The sequence below is a fragment of the Streptomyces sp. NPDC048566 genome, assembly GCF_043199735.1.
Classification (GTDB): Bacteria; Actinomycetota; Actinomycetes; order Streptomycetales; family Streptomycetaceae; genus Streptomyces.
In genome coordinates this window covers 123,534-149,408 of record NZ_JBICWL010000011.1, presented here as the reverse complement: position 1 = coordinate 149,408, position 25,875 = coordinate 123,534, and the positions used below count along the sequence as shown (strand labels likewise).

Here is a 25,875-nt window from a genome sequence, read left to right as displayed (position 1 = left end):
GACGTGGCGGATGCGGCCGGCCGTTGTCGCCTCGCGGTCATTCGGGCCCCAGGCGGCCGGCTCCGGGCCCGGAACGCGGGTTTCCGCGGGCAGGGTGCCCGGGGATCAGGGTGAGGACGGCTCGATCCGTGTCGCGCAGCCGGCGCGCCGCTCCCCCGACGGCCGCCGGCGAGGTGTCGGCCAGCAGTCGGGGGACCCGGTCGTGCAGGCCCGCGTCCGAGTGGAGCAGTTCGAAGGCTCCCAGAGAACGCACCCGTGCCCGGGGGTCGTCGTTGCGGCGCAGCAGCCCGCCGATCCATCGGTTGGCGACGACGAGGAGTTCGTCCGGCGTCGGCCCCCGGGCGGCCAGCCCGGCGAGGGCGGTGTCGAGAGCGGCTTCGACCTCGGGGGTGCCGATCCGCGGTGTGTGGGTGACGGTGCAGGCCAGGGTCACGGGGTGGCGCGTGGCGAACGCCCCGCCGACCAGCCCGCACCCCGCCGTCACGGCGACGGCGGTGTTGTCCCGTCGTACGAGTCGGTCACGCAACCGCTGTTCGAGGACCGCCGCCAGGAGCACGTGCGCCAGGTAGCCGGGCAGATCGGCGACGGGGTCGGGGAGTCGGTAGCCGACGCTGACGGCCGGCAGGGGTGCCAGCGGGTCCGTGTGCCACCCTCGTCGGCCGGCCCCCGGCGTCGGCTCGGACGGAAGGCTGCGGGCGGGCGCCGGCCGGAACGGCACGTCGCCGAACATGCGCTCGACGAGGCGCCGTGTCGGCTCGGCGGCGAACCCGCCGATGACGGTGAGGACGGCGTTGCCGGGCACGTGGTGGCGGTCGAAGAAGGCCCGGCACTCCTCTGGGGTGACCTGTGCCAGCACGTCCGCCTCTCCGTACCCGTCGTGCGTGTGGGCGTCATCGCTGTAGAGAAGGGGCGGCAGCAGGGACTTGGGGAAGCCGCCGTAGGGGCGCCCCGTGACGTTGCGCCGGACCTCCTCGGCGACGACGGCCCGCTCCACCGTGAGCGCCGACGCGTCCGCCGGCGGCCCGGCCATGCGGGCGCGCTCCGCGGCCAGCGCGCCCTCCAGAAAGCCCGAGGGGACCACGTGGTGGAAGTCGGTGGCGTCGGGTCCCGTCGCCGCGTTGGCGGTGCCACCCGCGGGTACCCGGCCGCCGGGATCACCGGTGTGGGGGCGCCGACGGAACATCAGGTGTTCCAGCAGGTGGGCGAGCCCCGCTCGCTCGGGCGGATCGGAGCGGAAGCCCACCCCGTAGCGGAGTCCCACGGCGCAGACTCCGGTGCCCGGTTCGGGGGCGAGTACCACCCGCAGACCGTTGGGCAGGGTGAGGCGGTGGAGCCGACCGGCGGGGCGCGCCTGCGTCGTGCCGGCGGCGGGCTCAGACACCTGCGGCCACCCGGAGGCCGATCCGCTGTCCCCGCACCAGCTCTGCGTACATCCCGCAACGGTCCAGGAGCTGTTCGTGGGTGCCGACGTCGAGGCAACGGCCCTGGTCGAGGACCACGATGCGTTCGGCCTGGCGCACCGTCGAGATGCGGTGCGCGACGACGATCACGGCGCGGTCCCGGGAGAGGCGGTCGACCACGTCCCGCAGCCGGTTCTCGTTGATGCTGTCGAGCTGGGAGGTGGGCTCGTCCAGCAGGACCACGGGGGCGTCGGTCAGCAGCACGCGGGCCAGGGCGAGCCGCTGCCGCTGACCGCCGGAGAGGTCGTCGCCCCGGCCGACGGTGGTGTCGAGGCCGCCGGGCAGCCGGCCGACCGCGTCGGCGAGCCCCACCGCCGCCAGGGCGGCGAACAGGGTGTCGTCCGTGGCCGGGGAGGTGCGGCCGAGCAGGAGATTCTCCCGGACCGTCCCTTCGAGCAGGGTGAACGCCTGGTCGAGATAGCTGACACACCCGCGCAGTTCGTGCAGCGGCCAGTGCCCTGCGTCGCGTCCCAGGACCCGGACGGAGCCGCTGTCGGGGACGAGGAACCGCTCCACGAGGTTCAGGGCGGTCGTCTTCCCGGCTCCCGACGGGCCCACGAGGGCGGTGACACCGCGGGCGGGGACGGTGAAGGACAGGCCGTCGAGAGCCTGCCGGTCCCCGTCGTGGCTGTAGGTCACGTCGTCGAACTCGACCGCGGATCGGCCGGTGACGGTCTGTCCGGTTGCCGTCCGTCCGGCACCCGTCACGGCGGCCGAGCCGCGCGAGGCGTCCTCGGGGAGGGTGGAGAGCACGCCCTCGATACGGGTCTGGGCGGCGAAGCCGAGCTGGAGCCGGGCGATACCGCCGGTCACCAGCGACAGCGGAGCGAGCAGTTGCAGCAGGTACAACAGGAAGGCGGCGAACTCACCGATGTTCAGTGCTCCGGAGGCCAGTCGCGTACCGCTGCCCAGAACCACTCCGATCAGGGCCAGTTGCTGCCCGAGTCCCATGATCGGCGTGACGAATGCCTGCCGTCGTGCCGCCGTGATCGCGGCGCCGGTGGCGGTCACGGCGTCCTCGCCGATGGCATGCGTGACCTGGGCCTCGGCCCGGCACGCCTTGACGGTGGCGAGGGCGCCGAGCGCGGCGGTGAACCGCTGCGCCAGCGCACCGAGCGCGTCCTGCTGATCGGCGCTGCTCTGCCGGATGCCCTTGATGAAGACGGCGATGGCCAGACCCGCCACCGAGAACGTGAACAGGACGATGAGCAGCAGCACCCAGTCGAGCAGCCCCATGATGACGAGGGTGGCGGTGACGGTGAGGGCGGCCATCGGCAGTTGGGTGACGCCGATGTCGACGACCGAGCGCAGCTGCGCGGAGTCGGAGGTGACGCGGGAGACCAGCTCTCCGACGCCGACGCTGCGGGCCTCGGACAGCGGCAGGCGCAGTGCATGGGCGACGACCCGGCGCCGGACCGTCAGGACCATCGCCTCACCGGCCCGGGCCAGGAGGTAGGACGAGAGGGCCGATGCCACCGCGCCGGCCAGGGCCAGCACCGTCATCAGCATGACATATTTTGTCACGCCGTGATGCTGGGAGAACTCACTGACGATACGGCGGACCACCAACGGGACCGTGAGCGTCGCGGCCGTCGCCGCCAGAGCGAGCAGCACAGCGGGGACGGTGTTCCGTCGGTCCCGGAGCACGTGGCGCAGCAGGCGAAGTCGGTCGCGCGGGAGATCTGGCTGGGTCACTTCGGTCGCCATGGCTGTTCCTCCGTCGAATCGCCGGCGTCGCAGCGGCACGCTGCGGGACACCGACTGTCTACCGGACCCACCCCCGACCTTGTCAAGTTTCTTGCCTAGCTTGTCTGCGTTCTTGACAGCTCCCTATGGCCGGGCGCTACGTTTCCGTCATGCCGAATGACACTCTGGCGAGGCCGGACGAGCGTGCGCGGCGCCGCCTCACCCCCGCCGACCTATCCGACTTCCCCGCCGTGCAGGAGCTCCTCAGCGGGCTGGGCCTGGGCGTCCTCACCGACGGATCGCTCAGCGCCTACCCCGGCCGCAACGACAACTGGGTGGGCACCACCACCCGGGGCACACCGGTCTTCGTGAAACACATCGGCGGCGAACCGAGCGAGTCCCTGCGCCGGTTCCGCCGGGTCGTCAGCTTCGAGAAGGCGGTCGCGACCGCGCCCGGCGCGGCCTTTCCCCGGCCCCGGCTGATCGGATCGGACGAGACGGCCCGACTGCTCGTCTTCGACCTGGTGGCGGATTCGTCCTCGGGCAGCGACCTGGCCGCGCGCGACGCCTTCGGAGCCGACCTGGCACGGGAGGCCGGACGGATGGTCGCCTCCGTGCACGCACTCCGGCCGGCCGGCCCCGCGGACATCGACGACACGCCACCGCCGCTGCCTCCCCTCGGACACCTCCGGGCCCTGCCCTGGGCTCTGTACACCCGGGCCAGCGCCGGCGCCCTGGAGGCCTGGCGGCTGATGCAGGGCGACGCCGCCCTGTGCGAGGCGCTGCACGGCCTGCGCCGGGACGAGGCCCGCGCACCGCACGCACCGATCCACGGTGATCTGCGTCTGGACCAGTTCCTCACCGCTCCCGGAAGCCCGATGCTCCTGACCGACTGGGAGGAGTTCCGTCGCGGCGACCCCGCCCGCGACCTCGGCGGATTCGCCGGCGAATGGCTCTTCCGGGCCGTTCTCCAGGTGCCCGCCGCTCTCCCCCAGGCATCCGGCACCCCCGTCTCGCACACCGAGATCGTCGCCGCCGGAACGGCCGAACTGGCCCGCGTGACCCCGCTCGTCGCCGCCTTCCACCACGGCTACACCGCCGTCCGGCCGGACGCCGCCGCGGACGACCCCGACCTGCTGCGCCGGGCGACCGCCTTTGCCGGCTGGCACCTGCTCGACCGGCTTCTGGCCACCGCCGAGCGCAGCGCCCGCCTGGGCGCCGCGGAACGTGCCGCGGCCGGCATCGGCCGCACCGCCCTGCTCTCCCCGGACGCGTTCGTGTCCGTACTCGGCTGGAAGGGACCCCGGACATGAACCCCTCACCGAACGACCCGAGCGTTCCGCCGTCCGAGGCCGTGCTGGCTCCCTCGGTACTGCGGCTGCTCGACGAGACCACCGTCGCCGCCGGAGCGACCCGTGCCCTGGTCGGCGGACGGGAGGTCACCGCCGACGACCCCCGCGCCCTGCGCGCGTCCCTCGCCTCCGCCCTGTACCGCCATCACCACATGGGCCGTCCGGACGAGGAGACCGCGGCTCCGAGGTCGTTGCGGGACCCGGCCCTGGAGACCCGGCTGCTGGCCGCCATGCCGCACCACCACATCAGCCGCCCGGTCCGGCGGATCGGCGACGGCGACGCGACCGGCGTCCCGGTCGCCCTGGACGGCGGGCTGCGGGTGACCGTCGGGCACGACCGGGTGGAGACCGGCGGCGACGGCGTCCGGGTGCGGCTGGACGCCGCCCGGCCTGCCGTGTCCCCCGGCTTCTTCCTGTGCGAGGGCAGCACGGCCGCGCGGGCCCGGGCCACCGCCACACTCCGCGTCTACGTGCACGTCACCGGCGCCGAGGGCGCCCCGCGGATCTGGGCCGACGTGCTCGACGTCCTGGAGGGCGAACGGCTCCCGTACCGCGCCAAGATCACGTCCTCCCGGGCCGGCTACCCGCGCCAGGACGCCTGCGTGATCTACCTCGGCCCGGAGAGCTGGGGCGCGGCGGAGCTCATCGCCGACGCCGCCCGGGGCCTGCCCGGACTCGGCACGACGGTCTCCGCCTTCGTCCGGGAACTCGCCCCCGGTGTCGGATGTGCCTGGGAGCCGGACGACGCCCGGCCCGGCATGCGTCGGGTCAGCTTCGGCGAACACCGGGCCGCCGCGCTGGCCGCCGGTCTCGTCGCGCACGCCCGGGACCCCGAGGCCCGCTCCCTGACCCGGGCCGTGCACGACAGCCTGGTGGAGGCCGGCGTCGACCCTGCCGACCTTGCGCGGAACCTGACCTCTCCGCGCGATGTTCTGGCCGCTCCGCGCGCGGGCGGCAAGGCGCCGGCCGCGACGTCCCCGCCGCCCGGCGCCCCGGGCCCTGCTCCACGCCGACCTGGCCTGACACCGTCGGCCACCGGCCCGTTCGCGGTCGCCGGGCGATGAGAGAGGAGCGGAGCCACGCCATGGCCCTGTCCCGCCGGGCCACACCGGCCCTGATGATCCCGCACCAGCCGGACAGCGTCGACGACGTCCTGCCCTACGCGGAACTGGCGCTCAGGCGCCGCGCCCGCCGCCTCTGGACCGGCCAGTCGCTGCGCCTGGACCCCCTCCAGCTCTTCGCCCACCTCGCCGGGCGCGGGATACGCCTGCCGGTCGGCACCGGCGTGTCGCTGATCCCGCTGCGCACCCCGTACGACGCCGCGGTCCAGGCCCGTTCGCTGGCCCTGATCACCGGGCGGACGGTCGTCATGGGGTACGGGACCGCGACGCCGGGTTTCGTGGCGTCGCTGCACGGAGCGCCGTACCGCAGTCCGCGCACCGCGGCGGTCGAGTTCCTCACGGCCGCCCGCACCCTGCTCGACGGCTCGACGGCCGACCTGGCGGGCGAGTACCAGCGGCTGCGCACCGCGCTCCCCGCCACGCGGCCGCACCCTGCCGTCGAGATCGGCGCGGGGGTGCTGCGCCCGGCCATGGCGCGGTCCGCCGGAGCGGTGGCCGACGTCGCCATCACCTGGCTCACCCCGGCCGCGTACATCCGGGACGTATTGGCACCCGCGCTGCGTGAAGGGGCGGGCGGCGGGCGCTCCCCGCGGGTCGCCACCGTGGTCCACGTCGCCGTCGACCGGCCCGGCCGCGACGCGGCGCGTCTTGCGGCCTCCGTCGTCTCCGGCCACCTCACCGCCCCGCACTACCTCGACATGCTGCGCCGGGCGGGATTGCCCGTCCGGGCCGAGGACGACACCAGGGTCAAGGCCAAACAGCTGGTCGACGCCGGGGTGTTCGTCTACGGCAGCCCCGCGCATATCGCCCGCGAGCTGGCACGGCACCGCGCGGCCGGCATCGACGAAGTGATCCTCAACGTCGGCGGGGTCCAGTTCACCCACGGCCTCCCGGAGGCGCTGACGGACCTGGAGGACGTGTACACCGCCGTGGAGGAGCACCATGGCTGAGGAGACAGCGCGCCCCACGGCACCGGACCAGGCCACAGCAGCCACGCCTCGGACGTCCTCCGGGACGGCGCCGCGAACCGGGGCGGACGGCCCGACCGCCGGACGCGCGCCGCAGCCGCCGACCACCGGCCCGCAGCCTCCACCGTCCCGCCTGCTGCTGTTCGGCACCGGGGCCCTGAGCGTGGCCTTCCTGCCCTTCTGGCTCAACTGGCTGCGCACCACCCATCCGCAGACCGAGGTCCGGCTGGCCCTCACCCGGAGCGCGGACCGGTTCGTCAGCCGGGCCGCCCTCGGGGCGATCCTGGGCAAGGAGGTGCTGCTGGACACCTGGCCGGGCACCTCCGATGCCGAAGCGCCGCACCTGGACCACGTCGAACTCGCCGCCTGGCCCGAGGCCGTCGCGGTGCACCCGGCGGGCCTGAACTTCATCGGCAGGTTCGCCGGGGGCCTGGCCGACACACCGCTGCTGATGGCGCTCCAGTGCACCCGGGCCGTGATCGGCATCGCCCCCGCGCTGCCGCCGGGGGCCGAAGCCGGCCCCGCCTACCAAGGTCATCTCACGGCGCTGGAGCGGTACGACAACGTCCTCGTCGCGGCGCCCCATCCCGGTCGCAGCGCCTCCACGGGTCGCTGCGACGCCTCGGTGGCGGCCCCGCTGCCCGCTCTGCTCGACCTGATCACCCGTCACCGTGCCGCGGAGAAGCCGACGGAGGGAGTCCCCCATGCCCGCCCCGTCTGACCTCGCCCCCCGAACCGGCATCCGGATCGCCCGGGACGAGCGACTGGTCCGCGAGCTGGGCACCGCGCACATCGTCACGGCCGTCCTCGCCCTGCCCGCCGGCGGCCACGTGTGGGCTCGCCGCCCGGGGCCCGCACGGGACGCCCCGCTCCCCCTGCCCGGACCCGCCACCGCTTCCTCGCTGCGCACGGTGTCGGACGTGTCACCGGTCGGCCTCGCTCTGGCCGAGCCCGACCAGCACCAGGCGGGCGTGCTGCGCTACCCGGCGCCCGGAGTCCAGGCGGCGGCCACGCTGCTCCGCGTGAACGCCCGGGGCGCCGGCCCGTCCGTCCGGGAGGCCGTTCGGGGGCTGGGCACGACGCTGCGCCTGCTGCACGCACAGCCCGCACCCGAGACCGGCGCCGCTCCGCCGGCACCGGCCCGGCTGTCCCGATGGCTGCGCTCCGGTCACGGGCCCGGAGCCACCCGGCGGCTGTACGCGGCGGCCCGGTCCCGCCTGGGCGACCGTCGGCTCGGGTCGATCGCCGACTGGGCGGACGAAGCCCCGCGCGGCTCCCACCCTCGCGTCCTGCTTCACGGCGGCCCGGCCCTCGGCGGGCTCGTCCTGCCCGTCGGCTCCGGCCGGCCGGTGCTGCTGACGGGAGAGGAGGCAACCGGCGGCTCATGGGAGTTCGACGTCGCCTGGCAACTGGCCGAGTTCGCCGAGATGGCCGCGGGCGTGCGCTGGGGCGTCTGCGGCCCCGCCGACCACACGGGCCTGGCCAGGGCGTTCCTGGACGGCTACGGCAGGCAGCCCTCACCTGCCGCGGCGCGCCGGGCGGTGGCCGTGCGCAGTCTCACCCACGCGCACGACTTCGCCGCCTACGTCACCTGGCACTCCGAGTTGACCACGTACCTGGACCTGGTCGCGGAGGCCGCGGAAGCGGCGGAGGCGCCGGACGCCGCGGCGGGCTGGGACGCCACGCGGGTGTGCTCCGTCGGGGCGCGGTGAGGAAGGAACGCGCCGCGCGGAATCCGGTCGCGCGCGACCGCGGGGCGGTGCCCCGACGGCGCCCGCCCGCTTGACGGCGTGACGGCTCAGGTGCCGGGCAGAGCGGCCTGAGCGAGGGCCTTCCACGCCCGGGTGGCGAGATCGAGGCTGCCCGACCGGGTCGTCTCCTCCGCGATCCGCCGCAGCTCCGCCGCGGCCGGTTCGCCCGCGCCCGTGGCCAACTCGGCCTCGCGCAGCAGGATTTCCGTCCTGACCCGGTCGCGGCGACTCATCACGCCCGGTGCGGCGAGGGCCTTGCGGCACCATCCGGCGGCCACGGCGGGTTCACCCTGCTGCAAGGCGACGCGCGCCTGGACCGCCCACAGTTCACCGACGTGCCCGGCACCGTCGTCCATCATCCCCAGCGCCGCCTCCGCCTCACGGCACCACCGTTCGGGATCGGCCGTCATCCCGCCGTGGACCTCGATGTGGGCGGCGACGGCGGCCAGCCGCACCCTGGCCCACAGCAGCAGGTCGTCCCGCGCGTCCGCGGCACCGACCGCCTCCGTCAGCAGATGGAGAGCGCGCTGGTGGGCGTCGCGCGCCGTGTACACGGCGGCGGCGGTCCACAGGGCGCGGACCCGTCGCCGTCCGGTCGACCGGGACGCTTGCCCGGACCGCTCCAGCAGCCTCCCGGCGTGCTCCTCCGCCTCGCCGAGCCGACCCGCCGCCAGTTCGGCCGCGGTGACGGCCAGCAGCGCCTCCAGCCGGTCGGCGTCGGTCGCGCCCGCGTCCTCGGCCGACGCCAGCGCCTCCCGCCCACGCCCGACGGCGGCGTCCGTCTCTCCGAGCAGCAGATGGCAGTCGGACAGCCCGGTCAGCACCCGTGCCCGCAGCGGGACGATGCCGGACTCGCGGGCTACCGCGTCCAGGCGGTCCAGCACCTCCCGTCGCACCCGCACGTCGCCGAGCAGCTCGTGTGCGCGGGCCAGGAACCAGAGCACCTGCCAGCGCTGGCCGGCGGGAACGTCGGGCAGCGCGGCAGCGGTGGTGAGCTGCCGGACGGCCTCGGCCGGCTCACCGTCCTCGAGGGCGGCGACGGCGGACGCCAGAAGCGCCGGGGCCCGGTCGCCGCTCGCCGCGCCGGAGGCGATCCGGAAGACGTCCGGGGCGATCCCGAGCCGCTCCGCCAGGTGGCCGGCCGCCTGGGACGTCACCGCCCGGCTTCCGGACTCCAGCCGGGAGACGTAACTCGCCGAGACCTTGGGGCCGACGAGGTCCGCCTGCGACAGTCCGCGCTCGACCCGCAGACGGCGCAACAGCCGTCCGAAGTCGGGTTGGCCCAACAGTTCCATCCGCCGTCCATTCCACCCGCGAGTCAAGGATCTCTCCGTAGCTTACGGCTCCGCCTACAGGCCCGATACGGCTGCCGTCATCTGGCGGCAGCCGCCGACAGCCTCCGCTCATGACACTTCGCCGAAGGTTCGATCCGCTCGACATGACAGATTTAGTCATCGTTATTGACACGCCGACGCGATGGGCCTACAAAGGAGTCACACCCGGCGGGGACCCCCGGCCGGGACGGGAATCACGCCTCACCGACAGGAGACACCCATGTCCACCCAGAACCTGATGAGCGGCTTCGACGCCTACACCGACGCCGCCGAGCTGGCCGCGGAGCCCGTCAACGGGGTCGCCGAGGAGCAGTCCACGCCGACCATCACCATCACCGTGAGCCTGATCAGCGTGGTGCACACCTACGACACGGGCTGCTGACCGCGACCTCCCCGCCACCGGGGCCGACTCCGGCCCGCCCGGAGCCGGCGGCGCCAAGCCCCTCCCCCCTGCGGACCCATCCCGTCCGAAAGGGGACCCGGAACACCCTCGCGCATGACTAGTCATGTCACGCTTTTTGACTGAGCTTGTCCATCATCATCACCATCACCGAGGAGACACGATGTCCGTCCAGGATCTGATGAACGGTTTCGACGCCTACACCGACGCGGGCGAGCTCGCCGCACAGGCGGCGGTCGGGGTCGCCGACGAGCAGTCGACGCCCACCATCACCATCACCATCGGTGTGTCCCTGTCGCTGACCGCCGAGCACACCTGCTGAAGGGGGCCGACGCCATGACCGCCCAGGACCTCATCGACGGCTACCGGACCTTCGTGGACGCGGAGGAACTGGCGTCCTCCGTGGTGGCGGAGATACCGCCGACACTCACGACGTGGACCGTCACCATCACGTCCTCGACGTTCTAGGGCCGCCGGGACGGTCCGTCCCGGCGCACCGGCCGGTCCGTGCCCTCGCCGCTCGGACCGGCACCCGTCCCGGGACGGACCGTCCGGCCACGGCGCCGGGCCGGCCACGCCGTACGCGGCGCGGCCGTCGCCCCGGGCACGCACACCGAGAAACCCTGAGGGCGGGAAGGCCGAGGTGGCCTTCCCGCCCTCAGGGGTCGTCCGGCACGGCACCCGCCGGACGAGGCGGTCACGGGAGCCGCCGCCCGGCTCCGGTGCCGGCGGTCCGGGAGCAGGCCGTCAGCGGCGCCGCGCCGCCGGAGCCAGCGCCGCGTGACGTGCGGCCGCGTCGCGCACACCGGGGACATGACCCTTGCGCGCGAAGCCCTCCCCCGCCAGGCAGACGGCGTACCGCGCCGCCTCTCCCCGGCCGGCCAGCCTGAGGACCTCCGCCTGGTCCAGCCGGGCCAGTGCGTGGACCAACGGCGAGTCGGACGCGGCCGCCTCGCCCACCGCACGGTCCGCCAGCGCGCGGGCGTCCTCGGCACGCCCTTCGGCGGCCGCCAGCCGTGCCAGCAGACCCGCCGGACCGGCCGTGTCCACCGAGCACGCCACACCGCGCCCCTCCGTCCGCACGACCGGCGAGCCGCCGGCCGCCAGCCGTCGGGCCGCCTCCTCGTACCGGCCCGCGTCGGTCAGCAGCCGCACGGACGCCCAGCGCACCGCGTCCCGCACCGGGCCGAGGCCGAGGGACGCGGCCGCGTCCCGAGCCTCCGCCAGGTGCCGGGCAGAACGCGTGGTCCGCCCGGCCAGCGACTCCAGGCGGGCTTCCAGCACGGACAGCAGCACCGCACCGCACCGTGGATCGGCCTCCGCCGCCGCGGAACGGGCCAGGACCAGAGCGGCGCGGGCGAGGGAATCGCGGCCCTGCATCGCGTGCAACAGCACCAGCGGACCGGCCAGCGCCAAACGGCAGGCGGGTCCCTGGTCGCCGTATCGACTCAGCAGGGTGCGGAGACGGGGCACCGCGGAGGAGACGGGCTCGGGGCCGTACAGCAGCGAGAATCCGAGGACACCCAGTACGGAGGCCCGTTCTCCCTCGGTCGCACCCGCCCGCCGGGCCCACCTCAGCGCACTCTCCCCCAGGGCGGCGGCCTCGCCGTACCGGCCCAGGCACTGGCGCTTGCGGGCGGCCCGCACGGCGTACCGCAGCCGCGCGAGTGCGCCGTCCTCCTGCGCCGCCGGACGGTCGTCATCCGGGCCGGGACAGGGCCGGTGGCGGAGACCGCCCGGTGCGGGGCCGAACGCGTCCCGAGCGGTCCACCAGGCCAGTTCGGCCGTATCGGTCCGGATCGGCCGCGGAGGTGCGATCGTCCCCCACGGCGGCCGCCGTGTCCGTGGAGCCGCAGCCGGTGCGCCCGGCGCCCCGCCCGCTCGCCCGCTCGATGCCGGATGAGGCTTCGCCCGCTCGTCGAGTTCCACGGCGGCCCCTCTCTGCGCGTCCTGGGTGGTGGGTCACCGCGGTCGCGGCAGGGGAATCATCCGGCCGCGCGGCAGCCCGCCACATGGGTGGCAGCGCCCCAGATTCCGGCCCGGGGCTCCGCCGTGCGGTGGGCCCGGACGCCCACGGGCCCCACGAGACGCCGTTCGCCGCCCCCGACCGGCCGGGTGCTCACTCCCCCGCCAGCAGTTCACCCACCCGTTCGCACAGGGCGCCCCGATCCGGCAGTCCGGTCTTCTGCAACAGACTCGCGACGTGCTTCTCGACCGTCCGCGGTGAGATGTGCAGGCGCGCCGCCAACGTCTTGTTGCTCGGCTTGCCGGGCATCATCTCCAGTACCTCGAACTCGCGCGCCGTGACCCCGAGTCGGCGCAGCGACTCGGGAATGCGGTCGGTGCCGGACCGTCGCTGCCGCACCGGCTCGCCCAGCCGCCGGAGCAACGCCCGGCAGGCCCCGGCCACCGGCCCCACCTCCAGGCGGTGGAAATACTCCTCCGCCTCACGCAGCCAGTCCCGAGGGTGTCCCCAGCCCTCGTCGACCGCCGATTCCGCCACCAGCCGCAAACCGAGGTGCCGGGCCATGCCGAAGGGCTCGGCGTCGCGTCCGGCCCGGCGCATCGCGTCGCTCGCCGCCCTCGCATCGCCGCGGCGCCCGGCGAGCACCGCCTCCGCGAGCGCCACGAAGTGCCGGTTCCACCGCATCGTGGCCGCGTCCGCGGCGGCGGCCCGGCGCAGTCGCGCCTCGTCGGCCCGCCCGGCCAGGACGTCGAGCAGCAGTCCGAGTCCGTGGTGCCCGTCGAGATGGAACGGACTCTGTCGTCGGCCCTGTTCCGCCGCGACCCAGGCCATCTCGGCCTCCGCGGCGGCACGGTCCTCCTCCAGCAGCGCACAGAACGTCCGCCCCAGACCGTGGACCAGCATCACCTCACCGGACCGGCCCCCGCCGTGGCGGGTGAACTCGGCGAGCGCCTCCGTCATGTCGTCGCGCAATCCACGGTGCGCGGCCAGCACCACCCTGGCCATGAGCACGTACTGCGTCACCCCGACCAACCGCAGGCCGCGGCTGCCGGCCAGGCACGCGTCCAGTTCCCGCTCGGCGCGTTCGAAGTCGGCGGTGAGCACCGTGTGCAGACCGAGTACGGCGGCGGCGTTCTGCGCGAGGGTGAGCGCACCGCCGTCCAGCAGTTCCCGGTGTGCCCGGCGCAGCGGCCCGGCATCCCCGCGCGTGAGCCAGGCATTGCCGCCGAGCCCCACGAGCGCGTAGTTGCGCCACGCCGTCAGGCCGTGCTCGACCGCACAGTCCAGGACCCGGCGGAAGCCGGCGTCCGACTCGGTCATGTCCCGTTCTCGCAGCGCGAATCCGAGGATGTACCAGGCCTGGCAGACGACCCGGGCCAGGCCGATGCTCTCCGCCCGCCGTGCCGCGCTCCGAGCGAGTTCGATACAGCGGTCCATGCGGTCGGCAGCCGGGCTCACCACCGACAGGTACGCCGCCACCGCGTCCAGCGTCGCCAGCTGCTCCTCGGTCGCCGCGCCCGGCAACAGGGTCCGGGCCGCCGTCACCTGGGCGTCTCCCTGCGCCCAGTGGCCGCCGACCTGCGCGGCCCAGGCCAGCCGGATGTGCCGGTCGATCTGCCGGGTGCGGTCGCCGGGCGCCAGCGCGGTCAGCTCCTCCACCAGGGCCAGCGCAGGGTCCAGCTGGCCGTCGTCGGCGAGTGCCTGGAGCCGCGCCTCCAGCACCTCGGAGAGCAGCGTCCGGTGGTCGGCGAGGACGTCGTCGACGCCGTTCAGCATCGACCGGGCGCGCTCGAGCACGACGGCCGCCGAGCCGGGCGCCCCGGCGCGTGTGGCGCGCAGACCGCACTCCAGGTAGAGCCGGGCGGCAGCCATGCGCTCACCGGCCCGTTCACGCAGCCGGGCCGCCGTCTGGCACCACTCTCCGGGCAGCCCCGGGTGGACCGCCTCCACGGCCTCCGCAGCCTGCCGGGCGGTCCGGGCCAGTTCGCCGGGTCCGATCCTGCTGCGCAGCGCGTCGACGGCGAGCGGGTGCTGGAACGCGTACCAGCCCGGCGTCCGCTCGTCGGGGGCCAGCAGCTGGGCGTCCACCGCGGACTGCACGTCGTTGAGCAGGCGCTGGTCGTCCAGGCCGAGGATCTCCTGGAGGAGGGTGAGCTGGAATCGGCGCCCCAGCAGCGCCGCGACGGACAGCAGGCGCGACCCTCCGGGGCCCAGCCGGTCGGCGCGGGCACTGAGCAGCCGGACCAGGGTCGGGGGCACCGTGCCGGCGGAGGTGTCCGCGAGCGCCCAGCTGTCCCGTACCGAGACGAGCTCGCCCGTGGCGAGCATGCTGTGCAGCAGTTCCTCCACCATGAGCGGGTTGCCCGCGCTGTCGTGGAGCAGCCGGTCGCACACCTCGGCGGGGATGAGCGACGGCTCGGACTCCAGGCAGGTCGCGACCAGTTCATGGACCTCGGGTCGGCCGAGCCGGCCGAGCGGGAACGCCACGCCGTCACCGCGGCGGCACACGTCCTCGGCCAGCTCGTGGGCCTCCGGCGACTCGGTGCGCACGGCGGCCACCACGGCGACCGGCTGACCCGTCAGGTTGCCCGCGAGATACTCCACCACCGCGAGCGTCTCCGGGTCGGCCTCGTGCAGGTCGTCGAGTGCCAGCACGCACCCCCGGTCGCGGCCCACCAGAGCGGTCAGCCGCAGAATCGCCTCGCCCAGCACGACCATGGACGCGTCCCCGTACTGGCCCCCGGGATCCTCCCAGTCGGGCACCAGGCGGCCCAGGACCCTTCGGTACGGACCGAGTTGCCGCACCAGCTCCGGGTCCAGGGTTCTCGCGACGGACATCAGGGCCTCCGCCAGCGGCCGGAACGGCACCGGGGGGCCGGTCGTACTGCCCCGTCCGCGCAGCACCGGCATCTCGGCGTCGACGGCGCAGCCGAGAACCTCCCTCAGCAGGCGCGACTTGCCGATTCCGGGCTCACCCGTCAGGAAGGCGACTACGCCCCGTCCCTCGCGGGCCTCCCCCAGAAGTGCGCGCAGGGCCGTCAGTTCGGCGGGGCGGCCGACGTAGGTGGCGGCACGGGTTCGCATGCCGGGAGTGTAACTCGGGCTTTCTGCACAGGAGTTCGGCGCAGCGCGGCTGCCGGAGAGGCCGGTGGCGGGACCCGGCCGGCGGGGCGGAGTGCGGCACGGCGGGAATCTGGGCAACGAATACCCATGCCGGACCCGTGCAGGCTCGGCACTCTGGGGGACGTGGACAAGCGAACGGACAGGCAGACGGCCCTCATGGCCGCCCCGGCACGCCGGCCGGAGGAGGAGCGGGAGACGTTCCTCGTGCGAGCACTCGGGCTGGCCCCCGGCACCGACACCCCGCCGCCGGCGACCGAGGCCGGAACCCTTGCCGAACTGACCCACCCACTGCGCCCGTTCGCGACGGCCGCCAGGGAGCTACTCGCCCCGAGGGCCCCATCGGAGTCCGTGGACCTGGACTCGGTGTGGACCGAGGTCGCGGCGACCCTGACCGAGCGGCTGGCCCGCCTCGCCGGGCACGTGCTCGCCTCCGAACTGGCCGCGGCCCGCGACGCCGACGAGCTCCGTGGCACGACCGGTCCCGTCCGATACCGGCGATTCCTGGGCCGGCTCGCCCGGCGCGACCGGCTCGGCGATGTGCTCGCACGCCACCCGGAGCTGGCCCGGCTGCTCACCGACGCCTGCATCGACACCGTCACCGCGCTCACGGAGCTCCTCGACCGGCTCGCCGGCGACCGCGCGGCGCTGGCCGTGGACGTGCTGCCGGCGGCCGCGACAGCCCGGCTGGTCGGGGTCGGGTTCGGTGCGGGCGACCGTCACGCGGGCCGGACGGTCGCGGTGCTCCGGTTCGCCTGCGGAGAGCGGCTCGTCTACAAGCCCCGGCCGCTCGCTCTGCACCAGAGCTGGAACGCGTTGCTGGCGTGGTATCGCGGCATCCTGCCCGGCCTCGCGCCCGCCGCCCTCGCGGTACTGCCCCGCGACGGCTACGGATGGGCCGAGTTCGTCCCCGCGTCGCCCTGTGCGGACGCGGGCGAGGTGGAGGCGTTCTACCGGCGGCAGGGCGCGCTGCTCGCCCTCTGCTACGCGATCGACGCGGTCGACCTGCACTGCGAGAACGTCATCGCCGGGGCCGGTCAGCCGGTCGTCGTCGACGTCGAGACACTGTTCCACCCGGCATGGCGGCCGCGGACCGACCACGGCGACGATCCGGCCCTCGCCGCGCTGAACGACTCGGTGGCCCGCACCGGCCTCCTCCCGTGGCTGATGGACATCGAGGCCGGCCAGGTCGACATCTCGGCGTTCGGCGCGGGCCACGACGGTTCCGGCTCCGAGGCGCTGCTGGTACCGGACTGGACCGACCTGGGCACCGACACGATGCGGATCGTCCGACGGTCCGTCCCCTACGCGCCTGCCGCGAACCGGCCGGTGATCGACGGACACCCGGTCGACCCCCTGTCCTATGGAACGCACCTGCAGACGGGCTTCGCCGCGGGATACCGCTCCATCCTGGATCACGCCGAGGAACTGACCGCGGCCGGCGGACTGCTGGACGCCTTCGCCGGGCTGCCGATCCGGGTCGTGGTCCGGCCGAGTCACGTCTACGCCACCATGCTGACCGAGGCCACCCAGCCCTACCGGCTCACCGGGCCGGAGGACCGCGCCACCGCCTTCTCGGCCCTGTTCGCGGAGGCCGGCTCGGCACATCTGCGGGAGCTGGCCGTGCACGAGCGGTCGGACCTGATGGCGGGCGACATCCCGCTGTTCACCGGCACGACCGACGCGCGGACGCTGCACACGGCGCGCGGCGCCCTCGTCCCCGTCACCCTCGACGCCACCGGGCTCGACGCGGCGCGCGCGAAGATCCTCCGCATGAGCGAGGCCGATCTGCGGCGTCAGGCGTGGCTCATCGCCGCGGCACTGGCGACCAAGGCCGCGCCCGCCGCCGACGCGGCGCCGGCCCGGCCGGTGACACCTCAGCCCCTGGAGCGCGGCCGGCTGCTGGCCCTGGCCTGCCGTCTGGGCGACGAAGTGATCGCCACGTCCGTGCGGAACAGCGCCCGCACGAACTGGATCGGCCTGGAGCGGCTGGACGGAGCCCGCTGGGCGGTGCAGCAGTGCGGAGCGGGCCTGGGCGACGGCCATCCCGGCCCCGCCCTGTTCCTCGCACAGCTGGGACGGCTCACCGGCATCGAGCGGTACACCGCGGTGGCGCGCCGAGCCGCCGCGGCGCTGCCGGGACTCGTCCAGGGCCTCGCCCGGCACACCGCGCTGTCCCGACAGGTCGGTCCCGGCGGCTTCTTCGGCGTGGGCGGCATCTGCTACGCGCTGTGCCGCCTGGCGACGCTGCTGGACGACGACCGGCTCAGAGCCTCGCTGTCCGTCGCGCTGCGCGCGCTGGCCGCGTCCCTGGCCGACGAGCACGGGCAGGGTGTCGGGCTCGGCCTGGCCGGCGGCCTCGCCGCCCTGCGCGCCGTGCACACGGAGACGGGCGAACCCCTCGCCGGCGAACTCGGCGGGCGGCTCGCCGAGCGGCTGGACGACCGCGACCGGACCGGGGGCTTCCTGCACGGCGGTGCCGGTGTGCGCTGGGCCGCGGGAGCCGCCCCCGTGCCGCCTCCGCCCGGCCGGGACCTGAGCTGGAGCACGGGGCTGGCGGGTGCGGCTCTGGCGGCGGCCGGACGCCCCGGCGGCGAACCGGTGGTCCGGAGCTTCCTCGATGCCGCCGCCGGGCACGAGCCACTGCGCGACCAGTCGCTGTGCACCGGCGAACTCGGCATCCTCGACGTCCTCATCGAACTGGAACAGGCCGGGTACGCGGAGGCCCGTCGCCTGTCGACCATCGGCGGCAGTCGTCTGCTCGGCGCCGTCGAGCAGTACGGCCTCCGGTGCGGCACACCGAACGAGGTGCCCACCCCCGGCCTGCTGTACGGAACCGCGGGGATCGGCTACGGCCTGCTGCGCCTGGCCGAACCCGCCGCCGTGCCCTCGGTCCTGGCCCTGCGGCCCGGACCGGGGCGGAACTGACCCGTCCGCACCAGCCCGACACCGGAGACACCACCCCATCGAAGGGAGCACGACATGCAGGAGCAGGAACGTGAACTCGCCGCGGCGCAGGAGCCGGAGGAGCTGGACCGGGAGCAGGAGCGGGAGGAGCCGGGCGGTTCCGCCGTGGACTCCGAAGGGCACGCGTCCGGCACGGACGTCTTCGCCCGCCGAGCGAGAATTCTCGCCGGGATGACCCTCGGCGCCGTGATCGTGACCGCGGTGGCCGCCGGTGACCCCACACCGACCATGACCAGCTGGGCCTAGACCGCTCGCGCCGCGTGAGTGCGGCGTGGAACCGCGGACGGGGAGAGCGGATGGCGCGGGTCCCGGTCGTAGGACCGGGACCCGCGCCATCGGGTCTCCTCCGGGGAACGCCCCAGGCTGTCGCCGGGACGGCCGGCGCCCCCGCCGGTACGGATCAGATCGTGGCCGCGTCGATCACGAAGCGGTAGCGGACGTCGCTGGCGAGCACCCGCTCGTAGGCGTCGTTGATCTCGGACGCGGCGATCAGCTCGATCTCGGCGCCGAGGCCGTGCTCCGCGCAGAAGTCCAGCATCTCCTGGGTCTCCTGGATGCCGCCGATGCCGGAGCCGGCGAGGGTCTTGCGGCCGCCGATCACCGAGAACAGGTTGAGCCGGACCGGCTCCTCGGGGGCGCCGACGTTGACGAAGGCGCCGTCGGTGCGCAGCAGGGAGAGGTAGGCGTCCAGGTCCAGCGGCGCGGAGACGGTGGAGAGGATCACGTCGAAGGTGCCGCGCAGGTCCTCGAAGGTCTTCGGGTCGCTGGTGGCGTGGTACTGGGCGGCGCCCAGCTTCAGCCCGTCGTCCTTCTTGCGCAGCGACTGGGAGAGGACCGTGACCTCGGCGCCGAGCGCGTGCGCGATCTTGACGGCCATGTGGCCGAGGCCGCCCATGCCGAGCACGGCGACCTTCTTGCCGGGACCGGCGTTCCAGTGCCGCAGCGGGGAGTACGTGGTGATGCCGGCGCAGAGCAGCGGCGCGGCCACGTCGAGGGAGATGCCCTCGGGGATGTGCAGGGTGTAGTTCTCGTCGACGACGACCTTCTGCGAGTAGCCGCCGTAGGTGGGCTCGCCGTCCTTGCCGATCGCGTTGTAGGTGCCGACGTTGCCCTTCAGGCAGTACTGCTCCAGGCCCGCGCGGCAGTTCTCGCAGGTGCGGCAGGAGTCGACCATGCAGCCGACGCCGACGCGGTCGCCGACCTTGAACTTGGTCACGCCGGGGCCGACCTCGGAGACGATGCCGGCGATCTCGTGGCCGGGGACCATCGGGAAGATGGCCTCGCCCCAGCCCTCGCGGGCCTGGTGGATGTCGGAGTGGCAGATGCCGGCGAACTTGATGTCGATCAGGACGTCGTGCTCGCCGACCTCGCGACGCTCGATGGTGGTGCGCTCCAGCGGAGCCTTGGCGGCGGGAGCGGCGTACGCGGCGACTGTGGTCATGCCGGGGTTCTCCTCCAGAGTGGTCAGTGCGGTGCCCGGCGATCGGGTCTCTCGCATCGGGCACGCTTTTCAGCCTGCCCGATGTTCCGGTGTTCACCCAGGTCACGGCTTGGCGTACGTTCGCCGGTCCTACCACTGGCGGGGTCAGGCTCGCGGGCGTACGACCGGGAATACTGGACGTATGGACGAACACCCCTCCGCGAGGTCCGCCGGCGAGGCGGGCATGCCGCTGGACCGCCGTGCCGAGCTGAGCGAGTTCCTGCGCACCCGCCGGGCCCGGCTCAAGCCCCGGGACGTGGGTCTGCCGGACCACGGTCGGCACCGCCGGGTGCCCGGACTGCGCCGCGAGGAGCTGGCGCAGCTCGCCGGGGTGTCCGTGGCGTACTACACGCGCCTGGAGCAGGGCAACGGGCGGAACGTGTCGGCGGAGGTGCTCGACGCGATCGCGCGGGCGCTGCGGCTGACCGACGCCGAGCACAACCACCTCACGCACCTCGCCAAGCCCAAGCAGCACAAGAAGCGGCAGGCAGCGCGCCCGCAGCAGGTGCGCGGGCCGCTGCGGGAGCTGCTGGACACACTGGACGGCGTCCCCGCCTACATCACCGGGCGGCGCTCGGACCTGCTCTGCTGGAACCGGATGGCCGCCGCCGTCTTCGGCGACTGGTCGGAGCTGCCGCCCCAGGACCGCAACTGGGCGCGGATGGTGTTCCTGCGGCCCGAGTACCGCGACCTGTACGTGGAGTGGGAGCAGAAGGCGATCGACATCGTCTGTCACCTGCGGATGGACGCCGGCTGCCACCCCGACGACCCGCGGCTGTCGGCGCTGGTCGGGGAGCTGTCGGTGAAGAGCGAGGACTTCCGCCAGCTGTGGGCGACGCACGACGTGAAGGAGAAGAGCCACGGGGTGAAGCTGCTGCGCCACCCCCTGGTCGGCGATCTCGCTCTGCGGTACGAGTCGTTCCGGCTGGTGGACGACGCCGAGCTGGCGCTGGTCACGTACCACGCCGAGCCGGGATCGCCGTCGGCGGAGGCGCTGCGGCTGCTGGCCGCGTGGGGCACGGACGCGACCCGCGCGGGCGCCTCCTCGCCCTCCTAGGGCGTACGGCGGGCGTCCCGCCTCGCCCGGCCGTGGGCCCGGACGCCTCCGCCCCCGGCCGGGCCCTCAGGGCCGGTACGGCGGGGCCGCTCCCCAGTGCCACCGCGGTACGGGCTGTTCGGCGGGCGGGGCCGCGCCGGGGGCGGAGAAGAGGACGGCCAGGCGCGTGCCCCACTCGACGTAGGCGAGGAAGGCGGAGCGGAACTCCGCGTCGGTGGGGAGCGCGGCGTCGTCGGCCGCGTCCTGGATCAGGTCGACCCAGCGGCGGCGCTGGGCCTCGGTGATGCCCTTGCCCAGGTGCGCCGCGACCATGTGGCCGTGCCCGCCCTGGGTGTCGGAGTAGTGGGTGGGGCCGCCGAAGACCTCGCCGAGCCAGGCCGCGACGTGGGCGGCGTGCTCGGGCGCGAGTCCGGCGAAGAGCGGGGCGAGCAGGTCGTCCTTGCGGACCTTGTCGTAGAACACCTCGGTGAGCCGGGTGAACGCCTCGGCGCCGCCGGCCCAGTCGTAGAGCGTGGGGACGGCGGAGCCGCGGCCGCGTACGGCCGTCGGCTTGTAGTGGCGCATCTCCTGGACGGCGTCGGCGTAGGGCCCGATCTCGGCGAGGAAGACGGGGAAGCGGTCGGACTGCCGGAATCCCTCGAGGTGCGCCTCGGTCGACGTCCAGGTGATCCGCAGGACGTAGTTCTCGAAGTCGTCCTCGGAGCGGGCGAGTTCGTAGTCCACGCATTCGGGGGCGGCGGCGAGCTGGGCCGCGGCGCGGGTCCAGGCGGCGAGGAACTGCGCCGACTGCTCGGCGGCGATCCGGTAGCGGATGTATTCGACTGTCGAAACGGTCATGCTCCACACAAACACGAACGGACCGCCGAAGGCCCCGCTTCCGGCGGTCCGTTCGCTGCGGGCACAGCGCCCCGCCCGCGGCGCCCTTCCCGCTACGCCTTCGCGTTCTCCTTGACGGTGATCAGCCCCTTGCGGATCGTCACGAGGCGCGGTGCCCTCTTCGCGATCGAGGAGTCGTGCGTGACCATGATGAAGGTCAGCCCGTGCTCCTTCCACAGGGCTTCGAGCACGTCCATGATCTCGTCGCGCATGGACTCGTCGAGGTTGCCGGTGGGCTCGTCGGCGAGCAGGACCTTGGGCCGCTTGACGAGGGCCCGGGCGATCGCCACCCGCTGCTGCTGGCCGCCCGACAGTTCGGCGGGCAGGTGGCCGAGCCGCTCGGCGAGGCCCACCGACGCCAGGGCGGCGGCGGCCCGCTCCCGCCGCTCCGCGGCCTTCACGCCGAGCGGTACGAGCGCGGTCTCGACGTTCTCCTGGGCGGTGAGTGTGGGGATCAGGTTGAAGCTCTGGAAGACGAATCCGATGGTCTCGCTGCGCACCCGGGTCAGCCTGGCCTCGGACAGCTTCGCCAGGTCCGTGCCGTCGAGTTCGATGCTGCCCGCGGTGGGGCGGTCGAGGCCGCCGAGCATCTGCAGGAGGGTGGACTTCCCGCCGCCGGTGGGGCCCTGGATGACGAGCCGGTCGCCGTCCCCGATCGTGAGGTCGACGCCGGCGAGCGCGTCCACCGTCTCCTTGCCTCGCGCGTAGCGCTTGGTGACGCCTCTGAGTTCGTACATGGTGCAGCTCCTGGGACTGGGATGCGTGAGGGGGTGGGGCCGGGCTATTCGACGCGGCGCAGCGCGTCCGCCGGGCGCAGCCGGGAGGCGCGCCAGCCGCCGAAGGCACCGGCGATCAGGCCGCCGGCCACGGCCAGCGCGACCGCGACGGCGATCGTGTCGACGCCGACGGGCGCGGTGAGCGCCACGTCGAGGGCCTGCGACGCCGCCCGCCGGCCGGGCCCGCCGAAACCGGCCCCGCCGAGACCGCCGCCACCGCCTCCGCCGCCCGATCCGCCGAGCTGCGCCTGGAGGGTGGGGCTGATCTCGGTGACGGCGTAGGCGCCCGCGAGCCCGAGGGCGATGCCCAGCACGCCGCCGACGAGTCCGTTGACGACGGCCTCGCCGACCACCTGGCGGGTGACCCGGCCCGACGTCCAGCCGAGCGCCTTGAGGGTGCCGAACTCGCGGACGCGCCGGGAGACGGCCGAGGAGGTGAGCAGTCCCGCGACCAGGAACGCGGCCACCAGCACCGCGATCGACAGCCACCTGCCCACGTTCGACGCGAGGTCGGAGGCGGTGGACAGGGAACCGGAGACGGTGTCGGCGAGGTCGGCGGAGGTGGTGACCGTCGTGCCCGAGACGTTCTTCCGGATGGCGCTCTTCACGCTGGAGATCTGCTGCGAGTCGGACGCCTTGACGTAGATCGTGGTGACCTTGTCCTTGGCGCCGGCGAGCGTCTGCGCCTGCCGGAGCGGCATGTACAGGTTGGCCGCCGCGTCCCCGCTGTCCGGCGTCGCGATGCCGATGACCTTGTACGTGACGTCCTTGACGGTGACGGTGCCGCCGACGTCGAGCTTCTTCTCCTGGGCGTAGGAGACGTCGGCGACCACGACCTTCGCGTTGGTCTCCGAGGTGGTGAACGTCCGGCCGTCGGTGATCTTCGACGAGGTCAGCGGTCCCAGCGCGGGCTTGGTGACGTCGGTGCCGTAGACCGAGTAGTTGTTGACGTCGAAGTCGGCGCCGCCGCCCTTGACGGTGCCCTGGGGCGAGGGCTGGGCTCCGCCGCGCCGGCTGCCGCCCTCCTGCCCGGGGGCCTGCTCGAACTTCCCGCGGGTGAACCTGCCGTCGACGCGGACGACCTGGAGGCTCAGGCCGCCGACCGCGTCCGCGACGCCCTGCTGGCCGCCGACCTCGGCGACGGTCGAGGAGGCCAGCGTCTGGAAGCCCCGGACCATGACGCGGTCGCTGCTCTGCTCCTCGTCGGAGCCGCCGTCGTTCGCGTCGAAGGAGAAGCGCGGGCGCTCGCTGCCGGCGGAGACCGGTTCGGCCGCCTTGGTGACGGTCATGTCGGTTCCCAGCCCGTACAGCGACTGGAGGACCGTGCCCTGGGCCTTCTCCATGCCCGAGGAGACGGAGCTGACCACGATGACAAGGGCGATGCCCAGGGCGAGCCCGGAGGCGACGACGAGGGCCGCCTTTCTGCGGCGGCGCAGTTCGCGCCTCAGGTAGGTGAAGAACATGGCCGCAAGCTAGGGACGGCGCGTGACGAAGGGATAAGGCCGAAATAAAAGAAGCATGAGAACGCCGCGGGCGGGCCGCGACGCCCGTACGGGACCCGGGACGCGGAACGCCGATGCGGCGGCGACCCCGGAGGATCGCCGCCGCATCGGCGGGCACCGCGCGTGCGGTCAGACGGCCGAACCGGCCTTCCAGGCCGACCAGTCCATGTTCCAGCCGTTGAGGCCGTTGTCCGGGGCGATGGTCTTGTCGCCGGTGTTCTCGACGACGACCACGTCACCGATCAGGGAGTTGTTGTAGAACCACGCGGCGGGCGTGTCCGGGTCGCCCGCGCCCTTGGTGTCGGACAGGCCGACGCAGCCGTGGCTGGTGTTCGCGGAGCCGAAGATGGACTTCGGGCCCCAGTAGTTGCCGTGGATGAAGGTGCCCGACGTGGACAGGCGCATGGCGTGCGGCACGTCCTTGATGTCGTACTCGCCCTTGCCCTCGTCGTTCTTGAATCCGACGGTCGAGCCGTCCATCCGGGTCTCCTTGAACTTCTCGGAGATCACCATCTGGCCCTGGTAGGTCTTGTTCTCGGGCGAACCGGCGGAGATCGGGATGGTCTTGATCGTCTTGCCGTCGTGGGTGACCTTCATCGTCTTGGACTTGGCGTCGACGATGGAGACCTGGTTGCGGCCGATCTTGAAGGTGACCGTCTTCTGCTGCACGCCGTACACGCCGTCAGCGCCCTCGACACCGTCGAGGTTCAGCTTCAGGGTGACGGTGGAGCCGCCGGTCCAGTACTTCTCGGGGCGGAAGTCCAGGCGGTTGGCGCTGAACCAGTGCCCGACGACCTCCTGGCCGCTGCTGGAGGAGACCGAGATCCCCTTCTGCACCGCGGCCTTGTCGGTGATCGCCTTGTCGAAGTTGATCGACACCGGCATGCCGACACCGACGGTGGAGCCGTCCTCCGGCGTGAAGTTGCCGATGAAGCTGTTCGCGGGCGAGACGGTGCTGAACGAGGCGTTCTCGTGGGCGACGCGGCCCGACGAGTCGGCGGCCTCGGCGGCGATCTTGTAGGTGGTCGCACGACTCAGCTGCGCGCTGGGCTTCCAGCTCTTCTTGTCCGCGGATATCCGGCCGGCGACGGCCGTACCGTCCGCGGTGCGCATCGTCACCGAGGTGAGCGAGCCCTTGCTGACCACGACCGCCGTGCCGTTGTTGATCGAGGCGTTGTCGGAGCCGTCCTTCGGCGTGATCTTGATCTGGGCCTCGGAGGTCTTCTTGGCCGCGGCCTCGTCGACCTTCGCCTGCGACGAACTGCCGTCACTGGCCTCCGGAGCACCGGCCTTGTCCTCGCCCCCGCTGCACGCAGAGAGCACCAGCACCCCGCCGAGCAGTGCGGACGCGGCCGTCAGACCCTTGCGCCGCCTACTGTCCGTCATCACACGCTTCTCCATCGTCGCCGAATCCCGAAAAGACACGAGAGCCCCCGTAAGAACCTTCAACGCTACGACCGGTTCGTCCCGTTCCACTTCCCGCGGAAGTGTGGGGCACGCCACGTTCGGGCGCGCGGACGGAGCGGTACGCGAGTGGCCCGTGCGTCTGCGGAGACGAGAAAAACCGGGCGGCGGTTGCCGCCCGGGGCCGGTCAATCCCCCGAAACGCGTCAGCCGCGCACGTCGTCCTCGTCGTCCTCGTCCGCATCATCCTCGCCGAGGCCCCCGTCAGGCGAATCGGGATCGTAGTCGACGCGTTCGGCGCTCCAGGACGCCTGCGCGAGATCGGTTCCGGGCACATCACCGACCAGGTCGAACGGATCGACGAGATAGGCGAGCGCCTCCGCCGTGTCCTCCGTCACGGCCCGCTCGGCGTACGCCCGCTCACCGGCCGGCAGGGATTCCTCGGCGATCCTGCCGAGCGCGGCCTCGGCGACCGCGCCGGCATCGCCGATCTCCAGCACCAGTTCGACACGAATGCGGACGAAACGTGACGTCTCAGGGGTACTCATGGGAGGGAGCGTACGGCCCATGGGGTGCGCGACTTTCCCGCGACCCGCGCCGTTCACTAGCATCGCCCCACACGGCCAATTCGCCAGCGCCACAAGGGGATCGATAT

22 protein-coding genes are annotated in these 25,875 nt (G+C 73.7%); 11 read left to right on the top strand and 11 right to left on the bottom strand.

The window, feature by feature from the left end; genetic code table 11:
• Positions 1-37: 37 nt before the first annotated feature.
• Both ACGFS9_RS19100 and ACGFS9_RS19095 read right to left on the bottom strand, forming a co-directional pair.
• The gene (locus ACGFS9_RS19100; RefSeq protein ID WP_393254581.1) at positions 38-1,381 is read right to left on the bottom strand and encodes a M16 family metallopeptidase; all 1,344 of its coding nucleotides are present in this window, start codon (positions 1,379-1,381) and stop codon (positions 38-40) included.
• Complete coding sequence (locus tag ACGFS9_RS19095) at positions 1,374-3,167, bottom strand: ABC transporter ATP-binding protein (protein WP_393254579.1); 1,794 nt, start codon at positions 3,165-3,167, stop codon at positions 1,374-1,376. Before ACGFS9_RS19095 ends, ACGFS9_RS19100 begins: the two co-directional genes overlap by 8 nt.
• Before the next feature lie 149 nt (positions 3,168-3,316).
• Here ACGFS9_RS19095 and lxmK point away from each other — a divergent pair, with 149 nt between their 5' ends.
• The 5 genes from lxmK to ACGFS9_RS19070 are packed head-to-tail and all read left to right on the top strand — an operon-like array spanning position 3,317 to position 8,299.
• Entirely contained in the window at positions 3,317-4,459 is a 1,143-nt protein-coding gene (gene lxmK, locus ACGFS9_RS19090; protein WP_393254578.1) for a class V lanthionine synthetase subunit LxmK, read from the top strand.
• Positions 4,456-5,562, top strand: a complete 1,107-nt coding sequence (locus tag ACGFS9_RS19085) for a T3SS effector HopA1 family protein (RefSeq protein WP_393254575.1) — start codon at positions 4,456-4,458, stop codon at positions 5,560-5,562. Before lxmK ends, ACGFS9_RS19085 begins: the two co-directional genes overlap by 4 nt.
• Positions 5,563-5,582: 20 nt before the next feature.
• Entirely contained in the window at positions 5,583-6,569 is a 987-nt protein-coding gene (locus tag ACGFS9_RS19080) for an LLM class flavin-dependent oxidoreductase (RefSeq protein ID WP_393254573.1), read from the top strand.
• On the top strand, positions 6,562-7,308 hold the full coding sequence (locus tag ACGFS9_RS19075; RefSeq protein WP_393254572.1) for a flavoprotein: 747 nt from the start codon (positions 6,562-6,564) through the stop codon (positions 7,306-7,308). The genes ACGFS9_RS19080 and ACGFS9_RS19075 overlap by 8 nt, the downstream gene beginning before the upstream one ends.
• Entirely contained in the window at positions 7,292-8,299 is a 1,008-nt protein-coding gene (locus tag ACGFS9_RS19070; protein WP_393254570.1) for a hypothetical protein, read from the top strand. Before ACGFS9_RS19075 ends, ACGFS9_RS19070 begins: the two co-directional genes overlap by 17 nt.
• An 86-nt stretch (positions 8,300-8,385) precedes the next feature.
• Here ACGFS9_RS19070 and ACGFS9_RS19065 read toward each other — a convergent pair whose 3' ends face one another.
• The gene (locus ACGFS9_RS19065) at positions 8,386-9,633 is read right to left on the bottom strand and encodes a helix-turn-helix domain-containing protein (protein ID WP_393254568.1); all 1,248 of its coding nucleotides are present in this window, start codon (positions 9,631-9,633) and stop codon (positions 8,386-8,388) included.
• A 259-nt stretch (positions 9,634-9,892) separates the two neighbouring features.
• Here ACGFS9_RS19065 and ACGFS9_RS19060 point away from each other — a divergent pair, with 259 nt between their 5' ends.
• The 3 genes from ACGFS9_RS19060 to ACGFS9_RS19050 all read left to right on the top strand — a co-directional run bounded on the left by ACGFS9_RS19060 (position 9,893) and on the right by ACGFS9_RS19050 (position 10,540).
• Positions 9,893-10,054, top strand: a complete 162-nt coding sequence (locus tag ACGFS9_RS19060; protein WP_393254566.1) for an LxmA leader domain family RiPP — start codon at positions 9,893-9,895, stop codon at positions 10,052-10,054.
• Positions 10,055-10,235: 181 nt separating this feature from the next.
• Positions 10,236-10,394 (top strand): LxmA leader domain family RiPP, encoded by a 159-nt coding sequence (locus ACGFS9_RS19055; RefSeq protein ID WP_393254564.1) that lies wholly within the window; start codon positions 10,236-10,238, stop codon positions 10,392-10,394.
• Between the two features lie 14 nt (positions 10,395-10,408).
• Complete coding sequence (locus ACGFS9_RS19050) at positions 10,409-10,540, top strand: LxmA leader domain family RiPP (RefSeq protein WP_393254563.1); 132 nt, start codon at positions 10,409-10,411, stop codon at positions 10,538-10,540.
• 279 nt (positions 10,541-10,819) lie between these two features.
• Here ACGFS9_RS19050 and ACGFS9_RS19045 read toward each other — a convergent pair whose 3' ends face one another.
• Together ACGFS9_RS19045 and ACGFS9_RS19040 are read right to left on the bottom strand one after the other, a co-directional pair.
• On the bottom strand, positions 10,820-11,719 hold the full coding sequence (locus ACGFS9_RS19045; RefSeq protein ID WP_393254561.1) for a hypothetical protein: 900 nt from the start codon (positions 11,717-11,719) through the stop codon (positions 10,820-10,822).
• A 472-nt stretch (positions 11,720-12,191) separates the two neighbouring features.
• A complete protein-coding gene (locus tag ACGFS9_RS19040) occupies positions 12,192-15,122 on the bottom strand; it encodes a helix-turn-helix transcriptional regulator (protein WP_393254559.1) in 2,931 nt (976 codons plus the stop codon).
• 162 nt (positions 15,123-15,284) lie between these two features.
• On the opposite strand from ACGFS9_RS19040, the gene ACGFS9_RS19035 reads away from it, so the two are divergent.
• Positions 15,285-18,086, top strand: a complete 2,802-nt coding sequence (locus ACGFS9_RS19035; protein WP_393254558.1) for a type 2 lanthipeptide synthetase LanM family protein — start codon at positions 15,285-15,287, stop codon at positions 18,084-18,086.
• Positions 18,087-18,140: 54 nt separating this feature from the next.
• On the top strand, positions 18,141-18,371 hold the full coding sequence (locus ACGFS9_RS19030) for a hypothetical protein (RefSeq protein ID WP_393254556.1): 231 nt from the start codon (positions 18,141-18,143) through the stop codon (positions 18,369-18,371).
• Between the two features lie 154 nt (positions 18,372-18,525).
• Here the strand turns inward: ACGFS9_RS19030 and ACGFS9_RS19025 are convergent, their stop codons facing one another.
• On the bottom strand, positions 18,526-19,566 hold the full coding sequence (locus tag ACGFS9_RS19025) for an NAD(P)-dependent alcohol dehydrogenase (protein WP_393254554.1): 1,041 nt from the start codon (positions 19,564-19,566) through the stop codon (positions 18,526-18,528).
• Positions 19,567-19,747: 181 nt separating this feature from the next.
• Here ACGFS9_RS19025 and ACGFS9_RS19020 point away from each other — a divergent pair, with 181 nt between their 5' ends.
• Positions 19,748-20,662: a helix-turn-helix domain-containing protein gene (locus ACGFS9_RS19020; RefSeq protein ID WP_393254553.1), complete on the top strand. Its 915-nt coding sequence runs from the start codon at positions 19,748-19,750 to the stop codon at positions 20,660-20,662.
• A 66-nt stretch (positions 20,663-20,728) separates the two neighbouring features.
• On the opposite strand, the gene ACGFS9_RS19015 is transcribed toward ACGFS9_RS19020, so the two are convergent.
• From ACGFS9_RS19015 to ACGFS9_RS18995, 5 genes are all read right to left on the bottom strand, one after another.
• Positions 20,729-21,499: a group II truncated hemoglobin gene (locus ACGFS9_RS19015; RefSeq protein ID WP_393254551.1), complete on the bottom strand. Its 771-nt coding sequence runs from the start codon at positions 21,497-21,499 to the stop codon at positions 20,729-20,731.
• 92 nt (positions 21,500-21,591) lie between these two features.
• Entirely contained in the window at positions 21,592-22,275 is a 684-nt protein-coding gene (locus tag ACGFS9_RS19010) for an ABC transporter ATP-binding protein (protein WP_393254550.1), read from the bottom strand.
• Between the two features lie 44 nt (positions 22,276-22,319).
• Positions 22,320-23,777, bottom strand: coding sequence for an ABC transporter permease (locus ACGFS9_RS19005; protein ID WP_393254549.1), 1,458 nt, complete (start codon positions 23,775-23,777; stop codon positions 22,320-22,322).
• 168 nt (positions 23,778-23,945) lie between these two features.
• Positions 23,946-25,202, bottom strand: a complete 1,257-nt coding sequence (locus tag ACGFS9_RS19000; RefSeq protein WP_393254547.1) for an Ig-like domain-containing protein — start codon at positions 25,200-25,202, stop codon at positions 23,946-23,948.
• 224 nt (positions 25,203-25,426) lie between these two features.
• Positions 25,427-25,768 carry a hypothetical protein gene (locus ACGFS9_RS18995; protein ID WP_393254546.1) on the bottom strand — a complete coding sequence of 114 codons (342 nt, stop codon included), beginning with the start codon at positions 25,766-25,768 and terminating at the stop codon, positions 25,427-25,429.
• Positions 25,769-25,875 lie beyond the last annotated feature (107 nt).